General features: G+C 72.9%; 14 protein-coding genes. 8 read left to right on the top strand and 6 right to left on the bottom strand.

All coding sequences use genetic code 11. The features are described 5' to 3' along the window. Positions 1-12: 12 nt before the first annotated feature. Positions 13-3,579, bottom strand: a complete 3,567-nt coding sequence (locus ACFY3L_RS25665; RefSeq protein ID WP_389328942.1) for a PQQ-dependent sugar dehydrogenase — start codon at positions 3,577-3,579, stop codon at positions 13-15. Positions 3,580-3,861: 282 nt separating this feature from the next. Continuing rightward, positions 3,862-4,794, bottom strand: a complete 933-nt coding sequence (locus ACFY3L_RS25660; protein ID WP_389328939.1) for an NlpC/P60 family protein — start codon at positions 4,792-4,794, stop codon at positions 3,862-3,864. 113 nt (positions 4,795-4,907) lie between these two features. Here ACFY3L_RS25660 and ACFY3L_RS25655 point away from each other — a divergent pair, with 113 nt between their 5' ends. Next, positions 4,908-5,756 carry a hypothetical protein gene (locus ACFY3L_RS25655; RefSeq protein ID WP_389328936.1) on the top strand — a complete coding sequence of 283 codons (849 nt, stop codon included), beginning with the start codon at positions 4,908-4,910 and terminating at the stop codon, positions 5,754-5,756. 141 nt (positions 5,757-5,897) lie between these two features. On the opposite strand, the gene ACFY3L_RS25650 is transcribed toward ACFY3L_RS25655, so the two are convergent. Further along, on the bottom strand, positions 5,898-7,637 hold the full coding sequence (locus ACFY3L_RS25650) for a DEAD/DEAH box helicase (RefSeq protein ID WP_389328933.1): 1,740 nt from the start codon (positions 7,635-7,637) through the stop codon (positions 5,898-5,900). Positions 7,638-7,879: 242 nt separating this feature from the next. On the opposite strand from ACFY3L_RS25650, the gene ACFY3L_RS25645 reads away from it, so the two are divergent. Further along, positions 7,880-8,527, top strand: coding sequence for a ferritin-like fold-containing protein (locus ACFY3L_RS25645; protein WP_389328930.1), 648 nt, complete (start codon positions 7,880-7,882; stop codon positions 8,525-8,527). Positions 8,528-8,592: 65 nt separating this feature from the next. On the opposite strand, the gene ACFY3L_RS25640 is transcribed toward ACFY3L_RS25645, so the two are convergent. After that, complete coding sequence (locus ACFY3L_RS25640; protein ID WP_360572259.1) at positions 8,593-8,826, bottom strand: DUF3107 domain-containing protein; 234 nt, start codon at positions 8,824-8,826, stop codon at positions 8,593-8,595. Positions 8,827-8,901: 75 nt separating this feature from the next. Then, a complete protein-coding gene (locus ACFY3L_RS25635) occupies positions 8,902-9,540 on the bottom strand; it encodes a TetR/AcrR family transcriptional regulator (RefSeq protein WP_389328927.1) in 639 nt (212 codons plus the stop codon). A 370-nt stretch (positions 9,541-9,910) separates the two neighbouring features. Between ACFY3L_RS25635 and ACFY3L_RS25630 the strand changes: the two genes are divergently transcribed. From ACFY3L_RS25630 to ACFY3L_RS25610, 5 genes are all read left to right on the top strand, one after another. After that, positions 9,911-12,223, top strand: coding sequence for a hypothetical protein (locus ACFY3L_RS25630; protein ID WP_389328924.1), 2,313 nt, complete (start codon positions 9,911-9,913; stop codon positions 12,221-12,223). Positions 12,224-12,343: 120 nt separating this feature from the next. Next, complete coding sequence (locus ACFY3L_RS25625) at positions 12,344-13,384, top strand: alpha/beta fold hydrolase (protein ID WP_389328921.1); 1,041 nt, start codon at positions 12,344-12,346, stop codon at positions 13,382-13,384. 7 nt (positions 13,385-13,391) lie between these two features. Next, positions 13,392-14,321 (top strand): DUF3152 domain-containing protein, encoded by a 930-nt coding sequence (locus tag ACFY3L_RS25620; protein ID WP_389328918.1) that lies wholly within the window; start codon positions 13,392-13,394, stop codon positions 14,319-14,321. 133 nt (positions 14,322-14,454) lie between these two features. Then, on the top strand, positions 14,455-15,633 hold the full coding sequence (moeZ, locus tag ACFY3L_RS25615; protein ID WP_389328915.1) for an adenylyltransferase/sulfurtransferase MoeZ: 1,179 nt from the start codon (positions 14,455-14,457) through the stop codon (positions 15,631-15,633). Between the two features lie 42 nt (positions 15,634-15,675). Continuing rightward, the gene (locus ACFY3L_RS25610) at positions 15,676-16,470 is read left to right on the top strand and encodes a prenyltransferase/squalene oxidase repeat-containing protein (RefSeq protein WP_389328912.1); all 795 of its coding nucleotides are present in this window, start codon (positions 15,676-15,678) and stop codon (positions 16,468-16,470) included. Between the two features lie 9 nt (positions 16,471-16,479). On the opposite strand, the gene ACFY3L_RS25605 is transcribed toward ACFY3L_RS25610, so the two are convergent. Beyond that, entirely contained in the window at positions 16,480-18,711 is a 2,232-nt protein-coding gene (locus ACFY3L_RS25605) for an Hsp70 family protein (protein ID WP_389328909.1), read from the bottom strand. Between the two features lie 179 nt (positions 18,712-18,890). Here ACFY3L_RS25605 and ACFY3L_RS25600 point away from each other — a divergent pair, with 179 nt between their 5' ends. After that, on the top strand, positions 18,891-20,153 hold the full coding sequence (locus ACFY3L_RS25600) for a hypothetical protein (RefSeq protein WP_389328906.1): 1,263 nt from the start codon (positions 18,891-18,893) through the stop codon (positions 20,151-20,153). The last annotated feature ends 57 nt before the right edge of the window (positions 20,154-20,210 follow it).

Below are 20,210 nucleotides of genomic sequence, written 5' to 3'. Positions count from 1 at the left end.
ATGACACAAACCTCAGGGCGTGAAGCGGACCGCCGTCCCCGACACCAGCAGCGGCTGGTTGAACAGGTACTGCGCGGCCGTGGTGCCGGCGGCGTTCTCGACGCCGACGGTGGCGCCGCTGCCCTTCTCGATGTCGTTGTCCAGGCTGGAGTAGTGCAACGTGATCACCCCGTCGGGGGCGAACACGACCGAGAACGTCACCCGGTTGTGGACGCCGTTGCCGTAGATGTACGGGTTGCGCCACTCGATCACGACCGAACCGTTGACGAGCGCGGTGCGCACCGACGCGGAGCCGTCGACGACGAGGTCGTCCCAGAAGGCGTAGACGGTCGCGTTCGGGGCGGCGGTCGACGGCAGCGCGGAGTGCTCCACGTAGGCGCCGCCCGGGTTGACGAACGAGACCTTGCCGTTGGTGTCGATCCACGCCGTGGTGTACGTCTGCCCGTACAACGTGACCGGCGCCGGCAGCGTGACCTGCTGGATGTTGTCGTCACCGGTCAGCGTGAGGACCGTCGCGTCGGCCGGGACGAACGGGGTGACCACCGTGGTGATCCCGTAGTTCCCGGTGGGCGGCGGCGGTGCCGGCAGCGTCAGGTCGAGCGTCTCGGTGGCGGCGTCGACGGTGAGCGCCGCCGACGTCGACTGCCCGTTGGCGGTGGCGCTCACGGTGTACGAGCCGTACGCCACGTTCGAGAAGCTGTACTTGCCCGAGGCGTCGGTGGTCGTCGTCGTGCCGGCCGTGAGGGTCACGGTCGCCCCGGCGACGGGGCCGCCGCCCGCGACGCTCACGGTGCCGCCGACCGTCCCGGTGAGTGGCGGCGGCGGAGGCGGCGGGGTCGTGCCGCCGGGCGCGGTGAAGATGACCGCGCGGCCGGACTGGAGCTTCGGGGTGTTGACGGAGTACGCGAGGCCCACGGTGCCGTCGGCGTTCTCGATGCCGGCCGTCGCCGCGTTGCCCTTCTCGATGTCGTTGTCGAGGCTCGCGTAGTTGGTGACCACGTCACCGTTCTCCGAGAGGATCGCCTCGAACGTGACGCGTCGGCTGGTGTTGCCGTAGATGTACGGGTTGCGCCACTCGACGACGAACTGGCGGTTGGGCGCGGTGCCGAGGGTCGTGGTCCGCACCGACGCGTTGGCGTCGACCACGAGGTCGTCCCAGAAGGCGTAGACCGCCGCGTTGGGCAGGGCCGCGCTCGGCACCGCGGTGTTGTCCCACTTCGGCCCGTTCGGGTTGACCAGGCTGACGATGCCGTTGGTGTCGACCCACGCGGTCGAATACGAAACGCCGTACAACTTGACCGGGAACGGCAGGGAGATCTGCTGCAGCGCCTCGTCGCCGGTCAGGGACAGCACCGTCGTGTCGGCGTTGACGAACGCCCGGGTGGCGGTGGTGCAGACGTAGCCGAAGCTGTCGGAGCACGTGCCGCCGCCGGTCGCCGCGTAGTTCGCGGTGTAGGTCGTCGCCGTGGTCGGTGCCGTGATCACCTGCGTGGCGGCGCCGCCCTGGCTCCAGGAGCCGAAGGTGTACTGGGTGCTGTTGAGCGTCTGCGGCGACGGCGCCGACACGGTCTGCGTCGACTTCTGGATGACCGTCGCGGTGAACGGCGTGACGCCGGTGACCGAGCCGACGGTGATGTTGAGGCCGCTCGGCACGGAGTTGAACGTCATGTTCGCGGTCTTCGGGTCCAGCCGGCGGCTGACCGTGGTGCTGAGCCCGCTGCTGTCGGTCGCCGTGAGCCGCAGCTCCACGTAGGACGGGTACTCGTGGTCGGGCCCGATGAACGAGCCGGACGCGCCGTCGGTCTCGCTGATGTAGTGCTGGTGGCAGTTGTCGGTCGAGGCGCAGTGCTGCAAGATCAGCTGCCAGTGCAGGTTGGCCGCGGGGATGGTGCCGTCCTGGACGTCGGTGGCGTGGCCGGTGAAGCTGACCGTGTCGTTGGTCGCCCAGGTGAAGCCGGCCGCGGGCGTGTCGATCACCGGCACCGGGGCGTCGGAGCCGACGAGGATCTGCAGGTACTTGGTGTCCGACAGCCCGCCCGCGTCGGTGACCCGTAGCTTCGCCGTGTAGTTGCCGGCCGTGGTGTAGGTGAAGCTCGCCGTCGGGCCGGTCGCGTCGAAGGTGCCGTCGTTGGTGAAGTCCCACTGGTACGTGAGGACGTCGCCGCTGTTGGGGTCGCTGGTGCCGGCGGAGTTGAACTGCACGGCCAGGGGCGGCGCGCCGGAGGTCTTGTCGGCGCTGATGACCGCGGCCGGCGGCTGGTTGCCGGCGCTGTAGTTGATCCGGCGGACGGTGCCGCCGTCGACGTCGACGTAGTACAGGTCGCCGCCGGGGCCGATCTCCAGGTCGACGGGGCCGGCCGCGCCGGGCGCGAACGTCTCGATCTTGCTCGGGTCGGGGGTGCCGTTGGTCGGCAGCATCGCGTAGATGCAGCGGCGGGCGTAGTCGCCCCAGAAGAACGCGCCCTGGTACTTGGCCGGGTAGGCGCCGCCGGACGTCGGGTAGAACGCGACGCCGGTCGGGCTGGACCCGCCGGTCGGGCAGCCGTCGTTGTCGTTGACCTGCTGGTGGTGCCCGTAGGTGTAGACCGGACCGGTCGACGTGTTCTGGTTGTACAGCGTGGTGCACAGGTTCAGGTTCGCGTCGCGGTAGCCGGGCTGCTGCGCGTTGCCCTCGAAGCACGGCCAGCCGAAGTTGGTGACGGGCGTGGCGAGGGGGTTGGGCAGCCGGTTGATCTCCTCCCAGGTCCGCCAGCCGACGTCACCGATCCAGATCTCGCTGCTGCCGGGCTTGAACGTCCACCGGAAGGGGTTGCGCAGGCCGTACGCCACGATCCGCCGCGCATTGGGGTCGGTGGTCGCGTTGTAGAGCGGGTTGTCGGTCTTCGCGGCGCCGGTGACCGGGTCGATGCGGATGATGGTGCCGCTCAGGCCGGTCGGGTCACCCAGGGTCCGCACGTCCTGGGAGCGCAGCGCGCCGCCCTCCGAGGTGGGCGGGCTGAGCGCCGCGCCGACGCCGCCGGGCGGGTCGCCGCACGGGTTGACCGGGCTGCCCTGCTGGCCCCAGTCGGTGAAGACGGGGCTGGCGCCCTCGCCGCCGCTGACGTACAGCGCGCCGTCGGGGCCGAAGCGCACGTCGCCCACCGAGTGGGTCTCGAACTGCTGGCACCAGTCGTTGATGAGCACCTGCTCGGTGCCGGTCCACGTGTTGCCGCTCGCGGTGAGCTTCGACAGCCGCCCGCTGACGATGCAGCCGGTGCCGGGCGTCGGGCAGGTGTCGCCGAGGTCCAGGCCGCCACCGATGGGCTGGGTCGCGGTGTACGTGACGTACACCGACGGGTTGGACGGGAAGTTCGGCGGGAGCGCCAGGCCCAGCAGGCCCTTGTCCTCGTTGTCGTGCACCCGGGCGCTCAGGTCGGCGAACAGGGTCGGCGTCGGGTCCGACAGGCTGTCGTAGACCTGGATCGTGCCGCCCTTCTCCGCGACGAACACCCGTCCGTCAGGAGCGAACACCAGCTTCGTCGGGTGCGTGAGCCCGGACAGCACGACCTGCTCGGAGAACCCGTTCGGCAGGGTCGTCACGGCACCCGCCGCCTCGGGTGCGGTGAATGCCGCCGAGGCCGGGACGCAGAGCGCGAGCACTAGGCCCAGAGATAAACGGGAGCGGCGGCGACGCCTCATGAGGGCACTCCTGGATGCGGACGCGCAGGGGGAGACAGCCAGTAGATGTCCACTGTCAGGATGATGCTGTCGCCAAGCCGACTGGCACGCCTCGTCCGTTAGGACACAAACAGGGCCGTCGTGGCTGGTCCGCAAGGAGTTGATCAGCACATCGCGATCACGTCACCACGATGCGCTGATCTTCTATTGGTAGTCCGGCCGTCCGTAGCCGACGATCGGGGCGTAGTCGAGCAGCCGCATCGAGATCCGCTCACCCTCGCGCGGCGCCTCGATCACCCTGCCGTCGCCGATGTACATGCCGACGTGACTGACGTCCTTGTAATAGAAGACGAGATCGCCGGGGCGCAGGTCCTCACGCTTGATCGGCGTGACGGTCTTCTTCTGCCTCGCCGCGTTGTGCGGCAGGACCACGCCGGCGGCCTTCCACGCGGCCATCGTCAGGCCCGAGCAGTCGAACGTGTCGGGGCCGTCGGCGCCCCACCGGTACACCTTGCCCAGCTGCGCGTAGGCGTACCTGACCGCGCGCCCGGCCGGGTCGTCGGTGAAGGCCGGCACGTAGCCGTCGTGCAGCGCCCCGGACGGCGTCCGTGCGGTGCGCGCCGCCCGGGCACCGCCGAGCCGCCGGACCTGTGCCTCGATCGTCGCCTTGCGCTGGCCCAGCTCCTGCTCCTGGGTGCGCTGGCGGACCTGGAGGTCGCTGAGCTCGGTGCGCTCCTTCGTGAGCGCGTCCCTGTCGGCCTTCAGGCGGCGCAGCGCGTCGGTGCGGCGGCGCTCCAGATGGTCCAGGGTCGCCAGCTGGTCCATGAACGACTCCGGCGACGGTGCGCTGACGAGCACGGCCGTGCTGGTGACGGCGCCGCTGCGGTACAGCCTGGCGGCGACCTCGTCCGCGTCGCGCTGGGCGGCCTCGACGCCCGCCTGGAGCGGGCCGGTGCGGGCATTCACGCGTTCGAGCTGGGCCCGAGTGACGCGCAGGTCGTCGCGAACGGCGTTGAACCGTTCGATGACGCCTTCCAGCTCCTGCCAGGCGGTGGCGAGCTGCCGCTGCCGGTCGGTGACCGGGTCGGCGAGCCCGACGCCGGGCACGATCAGGGCAGCGACCACACCCGCGGCCACGGTCCATATCTTGCCGATTGACCCCACGTGCCAATAACCCCGGGATTTGGACAAACGTGACTAAAGGTCCCCCGGTGGAGTGGTCATCACGGCCGGCCGCTACGGTCTTGGGCATGAAGGGGCCGGTCGTCGCGGTTGGACTCGTGTTGGCGCTGCTGCTTGGCTTCGTGATCGCCAGGTCCACCGCGTCACCACCGCCCGCCGCCTCCGTCCCCACGGCCATCCCGTCGCACTCCCACGGCGGCGCGACCTCGGGTGACCTCGGCGGCCTGTCGCTCAGCGCCGCCGGCTTCACGCTGTCGCCCACGACCACGACGTTCGCCCCGGGCGCCATCCAGCCGTTCGCGTTCCGGATCCTCGGTCCCGACGGCAAGCCGGTCACCCGCTTCGCGCTCAACCACGAGAAGCTCATGCACCTGGTGGTGGCGCGGCACGACCTGTCCGGGTTCGCGCACCTGCACCCGGAGATGGCCCCGGACGGCACCTGGTCGGTCCCGCTGACCCTGCCGTCGCCGGGCATCTGGCGGATCTACACGGACTTCGTCACCTTCGACGCGACCGGCGCCCAGGCCCCGGTCACGCTCGCCGTGGACGCCACCGTCGCCGGTGACTACCAGCCGGTCGCCCTCCCCGCCCCCACCCGCACCGCCACCGTGGGCGACATGACGGTGACGATGGAGGGCACACCGGCGGTCAACGCCACCCGGCCGCTGTCGCTGCGCGTGCTGGCCTCGGGCAGCCCGGTCACCGACCTGCAGCGCTATCTCGGCACGTACGGCCACCTCGTCGTCCTCCGCGACGGCGACCTCGGCTACCTGCACGTGCACCCCGAGACCGAACTGGTCGGCGGGGCGGTGAAGTTCTGGCTGTCGGCCCCGAGCACCGGCCGCTACCGCCTCTATTTCGAGTTCCAGCGCGCCGGCCAGGTCCACCGCGCCGAGTTCACCGTCGACCTCCACTGACAGCGGCAGCCCGACCGGGACCGGGCGGGCCCGGCGCGCCGGCGTCGGTGCCAGAACAGCGAACAGCGCGGCCGGCTGGGAGCCTGCCGCGCTGTCCGGGTTGTCGGGATGGGCCGGCCGGGCTACCGGCGGCCTGGAGGGTCAGGCCTCGGCGCTGTCGGCACCCTCGGCGCCGGTGCCGTCGCCGCCCTTGCCGCGGCCGCCGCGACGGCGGCGGCGGGTGCGGGTGCGGGCCCGGGCGGTGCGGGGCTCGCCGTCCTCGGTGGCCTCGGCGGTGGCGACGGGGCCGGTGTCCGTGGCGTCCGAACCCTCGACCGCCTGGCCGACCACCTGGCGGCGGCGGGTGCGGGTGCGGGCCGGCCGGGCCTCCGGCTGCTCGCCGGCGTCCGCGGAGGCACCGGTGGCCTCGGCGGTGTCGGTGAGGGCCAGCTCGGCGGGGTCGACCTCGCCGCGGCGGCGCCGACGACGGGGACGGCGCGGCTCGCCGGCCGGGTCGGCGGCGGGTGCGGAGCCGGACGGGTTGCCGCCGCGGCCCCGGCTGCGGGTGCGCGCCCCGCGGCCGCGGGGCTTGCCCTCGATGTCCTCGAGCTGCTCGGCGGCGAGGCCGGCGCGCTTGCGGTCCGCGGTCGGCAGGGAGCCGGTGATGCCCTCGGGGATGCCGATGTCGGTCAGCAGGTGGGCCGAGGTGTGGTAGGTCTCCGGCGGCTCCGGCAGGTCCATGCCCAGCGTCTTGTCGATGATCCGCCAGCGGGGCATGTCCTCCCAGTCGACGAACGTCACGGCGACGCCCGTCGCGCCCGCGCGGCCGGTGCGGCCGATGCGGTGGGTGTAGGTGTCCTGGTCCTCGGGGCAGTCGTAGTTGATGACGTGGGTGACGCCGGAGACGTCGAGGCCGCGGGCGGCGACGTCGGTGGCGACCAGCACGTCGATCTTGCCGGCGCGGAACGCGCGCAGGGCGCGCTCGCGGGCGCCCTGGCCGAGGTCGCCGTGGACGGCCGCGGCGGCGAAGCCGCGGAAGTCGAGGTCCTCGGCGACGCGGTCGGCGGCGCGCTTGGTGCGCGTGAAGATCATGGTCAGGCCGCGGTCTTCCGCCTGCAGGATCCGCGCCACGATCTCGATCTTGTTCATCGGGTGGGTGCGGTAGATGAACTGCTTGGTCAGCGGCGACGGCCCGGTGCTGGCGTCGTGGTGCGCGTGGATCGTCATCGGGTGGCGCAGGAACCGCCGGGCGAGGGTGACGATCGGGTCGGGCATCGTGGCGGAGAACAGCATCGTCTGCCGGTCCTCCGGCAGCAGGGTCAGGATCCGCTCGACGTCGTCGAGGAAGCCCAGGTCCAGCATGCGGTCGGCCTCGTCGAGCACGAGCGCCCGCACGGCGTGCAGCCGCAGGTGCTTGCTCTTGGCCAGGTCGAGCAGGCGGCCGGGGGTGCCGACGACGATCTCGACGCCCTTCTGCAGCGCGTCGACCTGCGGCTCGTAGGCGACGCCGCCGTAGAGCGGGAGCACGCGGACGCCGCGGGTCTTGCCGGCGGCGGCGATGTCGCGGGCCACCTGCAGGCCCAGCTCGCGGGTCGGGACCACGACGAGCGCCTGCGGCAGGCCGTCGGCGCCCTCGGCGGGGGCGGTGACCCGGTCCAGCAACGGGACGCCGAAGCCGAGCGTCTTGCCGGTGCCGGTCGGCGCCTGGCCGATGAGGTCGGTGCCGCGCAGCGCGATCGGCACGGCGTATTCCTGGATGGCGAACGCGTGGATGATGCCGACGGCTTCGAGGGCGGCCACAGTCTCCGGCCGGGCCCCCAGATCGGCGAACGTGGGTGCGTCTGGGCGCACGGGTGCGCGCGGGGCCACTGCTTCGGCGGCCTCAGTGTTGTCGATCGTCATGTTGTGCTCAGGGTGTCTCTCTCGCGGGAGCGCCCCTGGTGAAGCTGGGTGCGCTCAAATGGGTAGGGCGCGGGCCACACGCGACCGAAATGATCAAGGTCGCGGGCTACAAGCGCCGGGCGCCAGGACTAGGGTCCGTCCACGGCTATTGGAGTCATTGTACCGGCTTGCGAGCGGTTCCGCTTGATGGTGTCCGCCAGGCGTGAGGGGCGGCCGGTGATCCGGCGATGTAGTGTGCCGTCGTGTCCGATCTCACTCCGCCCGCCACGGCAGTGGTCGACCTGCTGGGCATGCTCGCCTTCGGCGAGCTGGTCGCGTTCGACCGGATGGCGGCCGACGCGCGGCTCGCGCCCGATCTCCGCCGCCGCGCGGTGCTCAGCGAGATGGCCGCCCGCGAGATCACCAACTACTGCCGGCTGGCCGACCGCCTGGCCGAGCTCGGCGCCGACGCCGAGGACGCCATGCGGCCCTATGTGCAGGCGGTGTCGGAGTACCACCTGCAGACCGAGCCGGCCGACTGGCTGGAGGGGCTGGCCAAGGCGTACGTCGGCGACGGCATCGCGGACGACTTCACCCGCGAGGTCGCGGCCGTGCTCACCGGCCCTGACCGGGACCTGATCCTGGACGTCCTGCACGACTCCCGGCACGCCGACTTCGCCGCCGACGAGCTGCGGGCCGCGATCGCCGCCGACCCGAAGGTGGCCAACCGGCTGTCGATGTGGGCCCGCCGCCTGGTCGGCGAGGGCATCTCGCAGGCGCTGCGGGTCGCGGCCGAGCGGCCGTCGCTCGCCGAGCTGCTGGCCATCGGCGGCACCGACTTCCAGGCCCTGCTCAAGCGCCTGACCTCGGCGCACACCGCACGCATGGGCGTTGTCGGCCTCAACAACTGACGGCACCACGACCGACGGCACCCAGGCCCTGACCCCCGGTGCGGGCAGGGCCTGAGCGCTATCTGTCAACGGGCGGAAGAGAATCCAACCGGCCGCGGCGACGACTCGGCGATCTCCACGTAGGCGATCTTGCCGACCGGGACGATCACCCGGCGGCCTTTGTCGTCGACGAGAGAAAGCACACCCTTGTCGCCACCGTCGATCGCGTCGGTGACCGCAGCTTCAACCTCGGCGGGTGACTGGTTGCTCTCCAGCACCAGCTCCCGAGGCGCATACTGCACGCCGATCTTGACCTCCACGTCTTCCTCCTTGATCGGGCTGCGGCGCGTCCGTGCCTCGGCGCGCACACCCAGTGTGGTTGAAGACTAACGCGATCAGGCGTGTTCGCCGTGCAGGGGGAAGCTCGCGATGCCGCGCCACGACAGCGCGGTCAGCAGCGCCTCCGCTTCGGGCTTCGCCACCTGGCGGCCGCCGGCGACCCAGAACCGGGCCGCGACCTCCGCGGCGCCGACGAGGCCGGACGCGAGCAGCTCCGCCCGCTCCTGGCTCAGGTCGGTGTCGGCCATGATCGTGTCCGTGATCGCGGCGATGCAGCCACTCTCGACCCGGTCGACCCGCTCGCGGACCGCCGGGTCGTTGCGCAGGTCCGACTCGAAGACGAGGCGGAAGGCCTCGCTCTCGTGGTCGATGAAGTCGAAATACGCCTGGATGGCGCCGCGGACCCGCTCCTTGTTGTCGGTGGTCGCCTCCATCGCGGCACGCATCCGCGAGACCATCGCGTCGCAGTGCGTGTCGAGCAGCGCCAGATAGAGCTCGAGCTTGCCAGGGAAGTGCTGGTAGAGCACGGGCTTGGAGACGCCCGCCCGCTCGGCGATGTCATCCATCGCGGCCGCGTGGTAACCCTGTGCCACGAAAACCTGCTGCGCCGCGGCGAGCAGTTGCTTGCGGCGGGCCGACCGGGGCAGCCGCACCGGCCGTCCGGCCGACTGGGTGCCGCTCATCGCCGAGGTCATGTTCACCATCCGGATTTGGGTCGGGATTGCAACTTACCCCCTTTCCGCCCACACGGTAGCCTCACCTAGGGGCGACGGAGGAGCGCGCGTGGACGAAACGGGGCAAGCCGGAAGCCCGCACGGGTCAGGCGCATATCGCGGAGGAGGGCACACGGATCCGCACAGGTCACCGGACAGCACCCATGGTGACGGGTCGACGCCGAGCGATGACGCGCTCGAGGCGATCGTCTCCGCGTGGCGTGAGCCGGCAACAGGAGCCATCGCCGGCCGCGCGTCGGTCAGCGGTTCGATCAATGGTTCGACCAATGGCGCCGGCGGCCCGCGCGGCCGTGCCGAGGTCCGCGGCTCCTACTCCGACATGCTCGCCCCGATGAGCCCGCCCGTCTCCGCCCCGCCGCCGGCGCACCCCACCACGTCGCTGCACTACGGGCACTACGGACCCGACGGCCAGGGCTGGCCGAGCTCCGTCAGCCAGCCGGAGACCAGCGGGTCGCTGCCCGCGGCCGGGTCGCAGCCGCAGCCGCACGAGACCAGCCACACCAGCCACACCGGCCCGCTGCCCGGCTCCGGCACCGTCTACGGCGCCGCCCCGGTCGCCGACGCGCGCGAGGAGGCCGTCCGGCCGACGTCCGGGGGCTACGGCCCGCCGCCCACGCCGACGTCCGGCGGGTATGGCCAGACGCCGTCGGCCCTGGACCGGCTCAGCGGCCATCCCGCGCCGGTCGACCCGCGCGCCCGGGTGCACGGCGACAACGGCCAGCCGCCGTACGGCGCCTACCAGGACCAGGCCGCCGCCTACCAGGACCAGGCCTGGGGCTACGAGACCAGGGACATCCGGCCGCACAACGGCGCGTTCCAGCAGGAGACGCACGCCGCCAACGGCGCGGCCCACCTCGACCCGCCGGCCGGCAACCACCAGGAGCCGTTCCAGCCCCACGAGCAGCAGCACCGGCCCCAGGAGCCTTACCAGGGCCAGGAGCAGTACCAGGGCCACGAGCAGTACCAGGGTCAGGATCCGCGGGATCAGCAGTACCCGTACCAGAGCCAGCAGTACCCCGCGCAGTACCCGTCCCGCGAGTACCCGCAGCAGCAGTACCCGTCGCAGGAGTACCCGCAGCAGCAGCCGCCACCGCCGAACGGCTTCCAGGCGTACGAGCAGGCCGGCGCCGAGTTCGACTGGGCCGCGCCGTCGCAGGAGCCGGTGGTCCCGGCGCCGGCCCTGCACCCCGTGCCGCAGCCGGCGGTGCACCCCGTGCCGCAACCGGCCCTGCACCCGGTGCCACAGCCGGCCGTGCACCCCGTGCCGCAGCCCGCCCTGCACCCGATGCCGCCGCTGCCCACGCAGCGGGTGCCGGAGGACGACCCGCTCGTCGGCCCCCTGCCGCCCGAGCTGCTCGGCAACGCCACTCCCCTGTCCGCGGCCGAGCCGACGATGCCGGCGTTCGCGTCGGAGCCGCCCTACGCCGCCCAGGAGCCAGCCGGACTCGCCGACGCCGACTGGGGCAACGGCCCCGAGCTGCCGCAGCGCGTCCCGTCGCACCCTGACGTGCCGCAGGTGCCCGAGGTCGAGGTCGAGCCCCTCGCGACGGGTGCCAACCCGGCCGGCGGTGCGGAGCTGGCGAGGATCGCCACGTTCCTGCGCGAGGAGCGCGAGGACGAGGACGACGAGCCCAGCCTGGACGACCGCCCCGACGGGTTCGACATCCCGGCGGTCCTGCGCGCCGTGCAGGGTGTCTCCGGTGTACGCGAGGCGACGGTGCGCAAGAACGCCGACGGTCTGCACACGCTCCGGCTGGAACTGCTCGACGACGCCGACCCGGGCCGGGTCAGCCGGGCCGTCGCGCGCCTGCTCAACGAGCGGATGGGCCTGGCCGCCGAGCCCAACCCGCCGGAGCCCGCCGCGCCCGCGGGACGCCCGGCGATCCGTGGTAACGCGCCGCACAGCGCCCTGCCCGGCTACGGTCGCGAGGCCCGCCGGCGGCGCCCGGTCAGCGGCGTGCGCCGCCCGGCCGAGGCCCCCCGCCCCGAGATCGAGGAGCTCCGGCCGCAGGCCCGCCCGGAGGCGCCGCACGCCGAGGTCGAAGAGCTCCGGCCGCAGGCCCGCTCGGAGACGCCGCACGCCGAGGTCGAAGAGCTGCGCCGGCCGCCCCAGCCGCCGGGCCTGGTCGCGACCGGGCAGCAGCAGCCCGTACAGGCGCCGAAAACGCCGGGAGAGCACGCTCCGGTCCCGGTGAACCGGGACGCGCCGCCGGCGCTGGTGCCGCAGTCCAGCACGATCGTGTCGCCGCGGGTGATCATCGACCAGGTCGAGGTCAGCACGCAGGGCGTCGACGCGGTGGTCGAGGTGCGCCTGATCGCGGACGGTCATCCGGCGGTCGGGGTCGCCAGCGGCCCGGCGGTCGACGGGTACATCCTGCGGCTGTCCGCGGCCGCCGCCGCCTCGGCCGTCGACCAGCTGCTGGTCGACGTCGACGCGACGTCCCGCGCCAGGTGCTACATCGAGCACGCCGCGGTGGTGCAGCTCGGCGGCTGCGAGGTGGCCGTCGTCGTGCTGCTGCTGCTGTACGACGGCTGGGTCGAGCAGCTGACGGGCTCGGCGGTGAACTCGGGCGATCCACGGCAGGCTGTGGTCCGTGCCACACTCGCGGCCGTGAACCGGCGCCTGGAGGCCCTGCTGCCGTAGCCCTCCGGGCACCTGCTGCCGTAGCCCTCCGGGCATCTGCTGCTGTAGCCCTCCGGGCATCCCCGGGTAGGCAATTTGGAAGCACTGCTGCCATAGACCCCCTGGGGCACACTGGTAAGCATGAAGAGAGCTGCCCTTGTCCCGGAGTTCACCGTCCCGTCACCCGAGCGGCTGCCGGACACGTGGCCCGGGCGCGAGGTGGAGCTCGACGGCTTGAAGGCGTACGTGCGGGACACGCCGGCGACCGCGCCCGGTGCCGAGCCGGCGGTCTACGTGCACGGCCTCGGCGGTTCGTCGACCAACTGGACCGACCTGGCGGGCGTGCTCGCCGGGCGGCTCGACGGCCAGGCGATCGACCTGCCCGGGTTCGGGTTCAGCGACCCGGCCCGCAGCTACTCGCTGGCGGCGATGGCCGCGCACATCATCAGGTGGGTCGAGCACAGCGACCGCGGCCCGGTCCACCTGTTCGGCAACTCGATGGGCGGCGCGGCCGTGTTCGTGGCCGCCGCGCTGCGCCCCGACCTGGTGCGCAGCCTGACGCTGATCTCACCGGCGATGCCGTTCCTCGACCCGCGCCGGTCGCTGCAGGGGCCGATCGTGCCGCTGCTCCTGCTGCCCAACGCGGCGAAGCTGGCGGCCCGGCGGATGTCGTCGATGGAGCCGGAGGCCCTCGCCGCGATGGTGATCGAGTCCTGCTACGCCGACCCGTCCCGCTACCCGGAGCAGCGGCGCCTGGAGGCGATCGAGGAAGCACGGCGGCGGCACTCGGTGCCGTGGTATGCCGAGGCGTACGTGGGGAGCCTCCGCGGCCTGGTGGGCAGCTTCCTGCGCGCGTACCTGCCGGGCGAGGGCTCGATGTGGAAGATGGCCGCGAAGATCAAGGCGCCGACGCTGGTGATCGCCGGGCGGCAGGACCGGCTCGTCGACATCCGCACCGCGCCGCAGGTCGCCCGCCTCATCCCCGACAGCCGGCTGATGATGCTGGAGGGCGTCGGCCACGTGGCGCAGATGGAGGTGCCGCGGACGGTGGCCCGCGCGGTGCTCGGCCTGCTCGACGAGCTGCAGGACGGTAAGGCCGGCCGGACCGCCGCCCGGCAGGTTGCAACTCAGGTGCGGGACGGGGTGCGGCAGCGCGCGCCGCAGGTGCGCATGGCAAGCTGACCAATCGATGGCGAGCCGGCTGAGCAGCGACCGCCGGGACCTGCCACACCCTCCCGGCAGCTCCCAGGACCTGCCACGCCCCTCCGGCAGCTCCCGGCGGCTGCCGGTGCCGCTGCCGAGTGACCCGCGGCAGGCCCGTGAGGTCGTCCGGGCCGAGCAGCGCCGGCGGCGTGAGCAGATCCGCCGGCGGCGCTACGTCGTCGCGGGCGTGATGGCCGCCGCGTTCCTGATCGCCGCGGCCGGCCTGGGCCGCCTGCTGTTCTTCGGCGACGACGGCAAGGAGCCGGCGGTGACGGTCGCCGCGACCCGCGGGCCGGCGCCGATGCTCGCCCCGCCGAGCCGCCCCGCGAGCCAGCCACCGGAGGCCGGCCCGTCCAGCGCCGCCGGCACGTTCGCGTACGCGACCAGCGCGGGACCCGTCGCCGGCAGTGCCGGGACGGTGCGGAAGTACCGGGTCGCGGTGGAGAACGGCAGCGGCCAGGACGCGGACGCGTTCGCCGCCTCGGTCGAGCGGGTGTTCGCCGACCCGCGCGGCTGGCCCGCCGCCGGTCAGGTGCGGCTGCAGCGGGTCGCCGGGCAGGGCACCGCCGACTTCACGATCTTCCTGGCCACGCCGGTCACGTCGGAGCAGATCTGCGCGACCGCCGGGCTGCACACCGCCGGGTACAGCTCCTGCCGGCTCACCGGGAAGGTCGTCATCAACCTGGCCCGCTGGCTGACCGGGGTGCCGGACTACGGCGCGCCGGTCGAGGACTACCAGAGCTATGTGATCAACCACGAGGTCGGCCACGAGCTCGGCAACGGCCACGAGGCCTGCCCTGGCCCGGGCCGTCCGGCGCCGGTGATGCAGCAGCAGACCTACGGGCTGAAGGGCTGCGTCGCCAACGCGTGGCCGTTCGTGGACGGCCAGCGGTACAGCGGCGCCAAGGTGCCATAGCGCCAGCGGCGCCAGGATGCAGTAGCGCCAGCGGCGCCAAGATGCCGTAGCGCCAGCGGCGCCAGGATGCAGTAGCGCCCAAAGTGCCGTAGGTCACGTGGGTTTGCGGTGCGGGCGCGGCAGAATGAGAACCATGTCGTTGCCTCCACTGGTCGAGCCCGCGCCCGACCTCTCCGTCGACGAGGTCCGCCGCTACTCCCGGCATCTGATCATCCCTGACGTGGGTGTCGCCGGGCAGAAGCGCCTGAAGAACGCGCGCGTGCTCTGCGTGGGCGCGGGCGGTCTCGGCTCGCCGGCGCTGATGTATCTCGCCGCGGCCGGGGTCGGCACGCTCGGCATCGTCGAGTTCGACACCGTCGACGAGTCCAACCTGCAGCGCCAGATCATCCACGGCCAGTCGGACATCGGCCGGCCGAAGGCCGAGTCGGCGCGCGACTCGGTCCTCGAGATCAACCCGTATGTCAACGTCGTGGTGCACAACGAGGCCCTCGACAACGACAACGTGATGGACATCTTCCGGCAGTACGACCTGATCGTCGACGGCACGGACAACTTCGCCACCCGGTACATGGTCAACGACGCGGCGGTGCTGCTCGGCAAGCCGTACATCTGGGGCTCGATCTACCGGTTCGACGGCCAGGCGTCCGTCTTCTGGGCCGAGCACGGCCCGTGCTACCGCTGCCTCTACCCGGAGCCCCCGCCGCCGGGCATGGTCCCCTCCTGCGCCGAGGGCGGCGTCCTGGGCGTGCTGTGCGCGTCGATCGGCGCGATCCAGGTCACCGAGGCGATCAAGCTCCTGACGGGCGTCGGTGACTCGCTGCTCGGCAGTCTCATGGTGTACGACGCGCTCGAGATGACCTACCGCAAGATCCGGCTCCGCAAGGACCCGGGCTGCGCGATCTGCGGTGAGAACCCGACGGTCACCGAGCTCATCGACTACGACGACTTCTGCGGCGCCGTGTCCGACGAGGCGCAGGCCGCCACGCAGGGCTCGACGATCACCGCCACCGAGCTCAAGGACTGGCAGGACTCGGGCAAGCCGATCGAGCTGATCGACGTGCGCGAGCCGGCCGAGTGGGAGATCGTGCGGGTGCCCGGGGCGCGGCTCGTGCCGAAGGGCGAGATCCTCAACGGCTCCGCCCTCGCCGACCTGCCGCAGGACCGCCAGATCGTCCTGTACTGCAAGAGCGGCGTCCGCTCGGCGGAGGCCCTCGCCGCGGTCAAGGCCGCGGGCTTCAAGGACGCGGTCCACGTGCAGGGCGGGGTGGTCTCCTGGGTGAAGACCGTCGATCCATCACTGCCGGTGTATTAGGTCGCGACGCGCGGGCAGCGGGCGGGCGGTAGCGTACGGCGCATGGTCGACCTTGATGCCGCGATCGGCTACGTCGTCGCACACGGCGACGCCGTCGATCGCGCCCGCCTCGCCTGGCTGCGCACCGGCCAGTCCCCACCGGCCGACGTGCTGGAGCAGGCCGAGATCGGCCAGTCGCCCGACGGCGGCTGGCCGGCGCTGTGGGGCGCCGACGTCGCGTCCGTGGACGCCACCTGTTTCCGGCTCGGCGAGCTCGACGACCTCGGCGCCATCGACCGCCCCGCGGCCCGCCGGGCCCTGGCGTGGCTCGGCCGCAGCCAGCGGCCCGACGGCATGTGGGAAGAGGACGCGTCCCTGGCGGGCATCGCCCCGCCGTGGGCGCAGCCCGGCGACGACGAGGCGAAGCTGTACCTGACCACCAACGCCGCCTACTGGCTGGTGGTCGGCGGACCGAACAACGGCGACGACCAGCACGCGACCCGGGTCGCCCGCGCCGCCGAGGCGTTCCGGGCGTCGCTGCGGCCCGACGGCAGCTGGCCGTCGTTCCTGGTCGCCGGCTGGCTCGGCTGCGCCGTGCTCTTCCACCTCGGCTGGTTCTACGAGTCGGCGCAGATCCAGGTGGCGCTCGCCGACCGGGTGCCGGACATGACCCCCGCCGACACGGCGTCGCTCTACGCGGCGCTGCGGCGGGTCCGCATGTCGCCGGAGGACTGGCTGCTCAGCGCGGCCCGCAAGCGCCTCAGCGAGACGCAGCGCAGCGACGGCGGCTGGGAGAGCGACGACGGCGCGCAGTTCGACGTGCACACCACCCTGACGGCGATCCGCGCGCTGCGCTGAGCCGGCGGCTCAGCTGGTGCCGGCGATCGTGAACTCCCACTCGGACTTGCCGTAGGTCCTGGGCGTGACCTGGTACTGGGGGTTGGACCCGTAGGAGTCGGAGCCCTGCCGGATCTGGATCAGGACCTTGCCACCCTCGTCGAAGCCGATGTATCCGGCGTGGACGGCGGCGGTGCAGACGGACGAGGCGGTGGTGTAGGGGCCGTCGCCCCAGACCTTGCCGGCCTTCCCGCCCTTGGGGCAGTTGTACCGGATGATCTTGCCCTCGTCGCCGTTGAACTCCTCGGCGTTGGTGTTCCAGTCGCTGTCGTCCTTCTGGGCGCTGAACTCGACGGGGTTGTCGGTGGTGGCGCCGTCGTCGCCGCCGTCGGCGGGGGGATCGGTCTGGCTCGCCGACTGGTCGCCCTTGCCGCCGTTGTCGTCGCCGCCGAGCTTGGTGATGCCGTAGATGCCGAGGCCGACCACCAGCAGGACGACCACGGCGGCCGCGACCAGCATCCCGGTCCGCCGCTGCCCGCCGGGCGCCTGCCGCGGCGCTTGCGGTGGGATCTGCGGCGGGGCCGGCGTCCGGGGCGCGGCCGGCGGAGGGGTCTGCGGGGGCGGCTGCGGTGGCGTTCCGTAGGTGGCGGGCACGGAGGCCCGGCCCGGCGGCGGCGACGGCGGACCGGCCGGCGAAGGCTGTGCGGCCGCGTGCCCGGACGGCGAAGGCCGTGCCGCTCCGGGCTGGGCGGCGTGACCGGCTGGGGCGGCGTGACCGGCTGGGGCGGCGTGACCGGCTGGGGCGGCGTGACCGGCTGGGGCGGCGTGACCGGCCGGCGGGGTGTAACCGGCGTCCTGCCCGAACTGCGACGACGGCTGGCCGGAGGTCGGCTCGGCGGCGAGCCCGGGCGACACCGGCACCGCCGACATCGGCGCTCCTGACATCGGCGCTCCTGACACCGGCGATCCCGACACCGGCACGGCGGCCGAGCCGGAGGCCGGCCCGGGCACAGGACCGGACACGGGGACCGAGGCGGGTGGCACCGAGGTCGGGAACACGGCAGGCGCCGCCGCTGGGGGCTGGAACGCGGCCGGCGGGGACGAGGTCGGGAACGTGACGGGTGGCGACGAGGTCGGGAAGGCGGGACCGGAGACCGGGGCGGAGACCGGCCGGCCGGGCGGGCCGGGCCGGGCGGGGGCGCCGAGGCTGCCCTGCGCCACCACCATCTCGGGCTGCTCGACGGCGGTCGGGGCCAGGCCGAGGGCCTGATGCAGCAGCGTCGCGACGAGCGGGATCCGGCTGCCGCCGCCGACGAGGAAGACGCCGGCGATGGCGGCCGGGGTGAGCCCGGCGGCGGCGATGGCGGCCCGGGTCGCGGTGACCGTGGCGGCGAGGATCGGGCGGGCCAGCTGCTCGAACTGGTCGCGGCCGAGGGGGATGTCCTCGTCGTACATCGGGATGTGGATCATCGTCGACGACGTGCGCGACAGCATCTCCTTGGCGGCGCGGACGTCGTCCCAGAGCAGCCTGTTGGCGCGGCGTTCGGCGCTGGTCGTGGGGTGCACGAGCCGGCTCCAGGCGGCGGGGTCGCGGGAGGACTGGCTGGCGCCCAGGTAGCCGACGATCGCGGCGTCGATGTCGAGGCCGCCACTGGTGCTGAGCCCCTCCGCGGCGAGGACCTCGAACGTGCCGGGGCCGTGCCGGACGACGGACGCGTCGAACGTGCCGGCGCCCAGGTCGTACACGACGAACGCGGAGCCGGGGCGCACGTCGGTGCCTTCGAGGGTACGGAACACCTCGGCCGCGGCGACCGGCTCGGGCACGAGCGTCACCGTGCCGAGGCCGGCGCGTTCGGCGGCGGCGAGCAGCACGCCGCGGCGGGTGTGCGCCCAGGCCGCGGGGCAGGTGATGGTGACCTGGCCGATCGGGCCGCCGGCGACCCGCTGCGCCTCGCCGCCGACGCGGGCGAGCACGGCCGCGAACAGGTCGGCGGTCGGCACCTCGTGGTCGCCGAGCAGGACGGCGGGCTCGTCGATGCGCCGCTTCGGGTTGGGCTCGAAGCGCTCGGGGTTGGCCCGGGCGGCGTGCACCGCGTCGCGCCCGACGAGCAGTCCCGACTGCGGGTCGGCGTACACCGCCGAGGGCAGGCTCGGCGAGCCGTCGAAGAGCAGCGGCCGCACGTGCCCGTCGGGCCAGGCCAGGACCGCCGCGGTGTTCGAGGTGCCGAAGTCGATGCCCAGCCGGTAGCCTCGCGAGTCCACAGCGTCAATATACGGACCTCACACCATCGCGCGATCCTCTCAACGGTCCTGTCGGCGGACCGGGCGACCAACACCTCGCACACCGGTCGATTTTTCTCCGGCCGAGGTGCAACCGATCGCCGATGCCTGCGTCTGATTGACGCGCGCCGTACCTCGCGGCGCATCACGAGGGGAAATCCATGCATCTGCATCATTCGCGCCGCCTGGCCGGCACCGTGGTGGCGCTCCTGGTGGCGGCCGCGGCCGGCGCCGTCCTGGCCGCCGAGCCGGCGGCCGCGGCGGGCGTCCTGGCACCGACCGTCACAGCGCTCACGACCGCGCCGGTGGTCGGCGCCACCGCCAGGTTCCGGTTCGGCAAGGCCCCCGGCAGTGTGCCGGCGGCCCAGTTCGTGTTCTCGCTCAACGGCGACCCGGGTGGCCGGGTCGCCGCGGCCAACGGGCGGGCCACCGCTTCGGTGATCGTCAGCCGGCCCACCAACGTCCTGTCGGTCTACGCCGTGGCCGCCGACGGCTCGGTCAGCGACTCGACCGTCACCACGTTCAACGCGGCGTCCCCACCGCCGGCCGCCGACCAGGACCTCGACAGCGACGGCAAGCCCGATCTGCTCGCCGTCGGCGGCACCCCGGGGCTCGCGCCCGGCCTGTGGCAGGCCACCGGGCGAGGGCTGCGCGGCCAGGTGCGCACCCCGGCGGTGGACATCGGCATCAACGGCAACGGTGTCGGCACCCCGTTCACCGGCGCTCAGGTCTTCACGGGCAAGTTCCGGGGCGGGCCGTTCGAGGACGTCTTCGTGTACTACCCGGGCGGGCTCAACCCGGGCAGCGGCATGATCATCGATGGCCTCGGCCGCGGCGAGCCGCTGCGCGCCGACCGGGGCTACGAGGCGACGCTGTCCGCGGGCCTGTTCTCGGACATCAACAACGACAACCCGCTGCAGCTCGTCAACGCCTACGACAGCAGTGGCAACCACCTGGCATATCCGGACCTGCTGGGCATCGTGGGCAGCCCGGCCAACGGCTACACCCTGCAGTACTACGCCTCGCAGACCGGCACCGCCAACTTCGCGTTCCCCGTGCAGCTCGCGACGGCCACCCCGACCGGCGGCACGGACTGGGACCACTGGCGGCTCGCCTCGAAGCTGCTGCCCAGCGGCACCGCCGTCGCGCTGTGGCACCAGTCGACCGGGGCCCTCTTCCTGTGGCAGGGCGTCACCTACAACCAGGAGACCGGGGCGCTGGCCTTCACGCAGTACCGCCTGGCCGACGCCTGGCTGCCGGGCACCCAACTGTCCGAGCTGCGGCTCACCGACGTGAACGCCGACGGCGTGCCCGACTTGTGGGCGGTCACCCCCGACGGGACCGTGACGGCCTACGTGATCACGAACCTGTCGGCGACCGGTCCGGCGAAGCTGACCGCGAAGACGCCGCAGCACCTCACCTGAGCCGCCCGCCGCGGAGCCAGGGCAGCGCGCCCCGGCTCCGCGACCGGGCCGGTCCCG

This window comes from Dactylosporangium sp. NPDC000521 (assembly GCF_042898305.1).
Classification (GTDB): Bacteria; Actinomycetota; Actinomycetes; order Mycobacteriales; family Micromonosporaceae; genus Dactylosporangium.
This window is presented reverse-complemented; position numbering and strand designations above follow the sequence as displayed.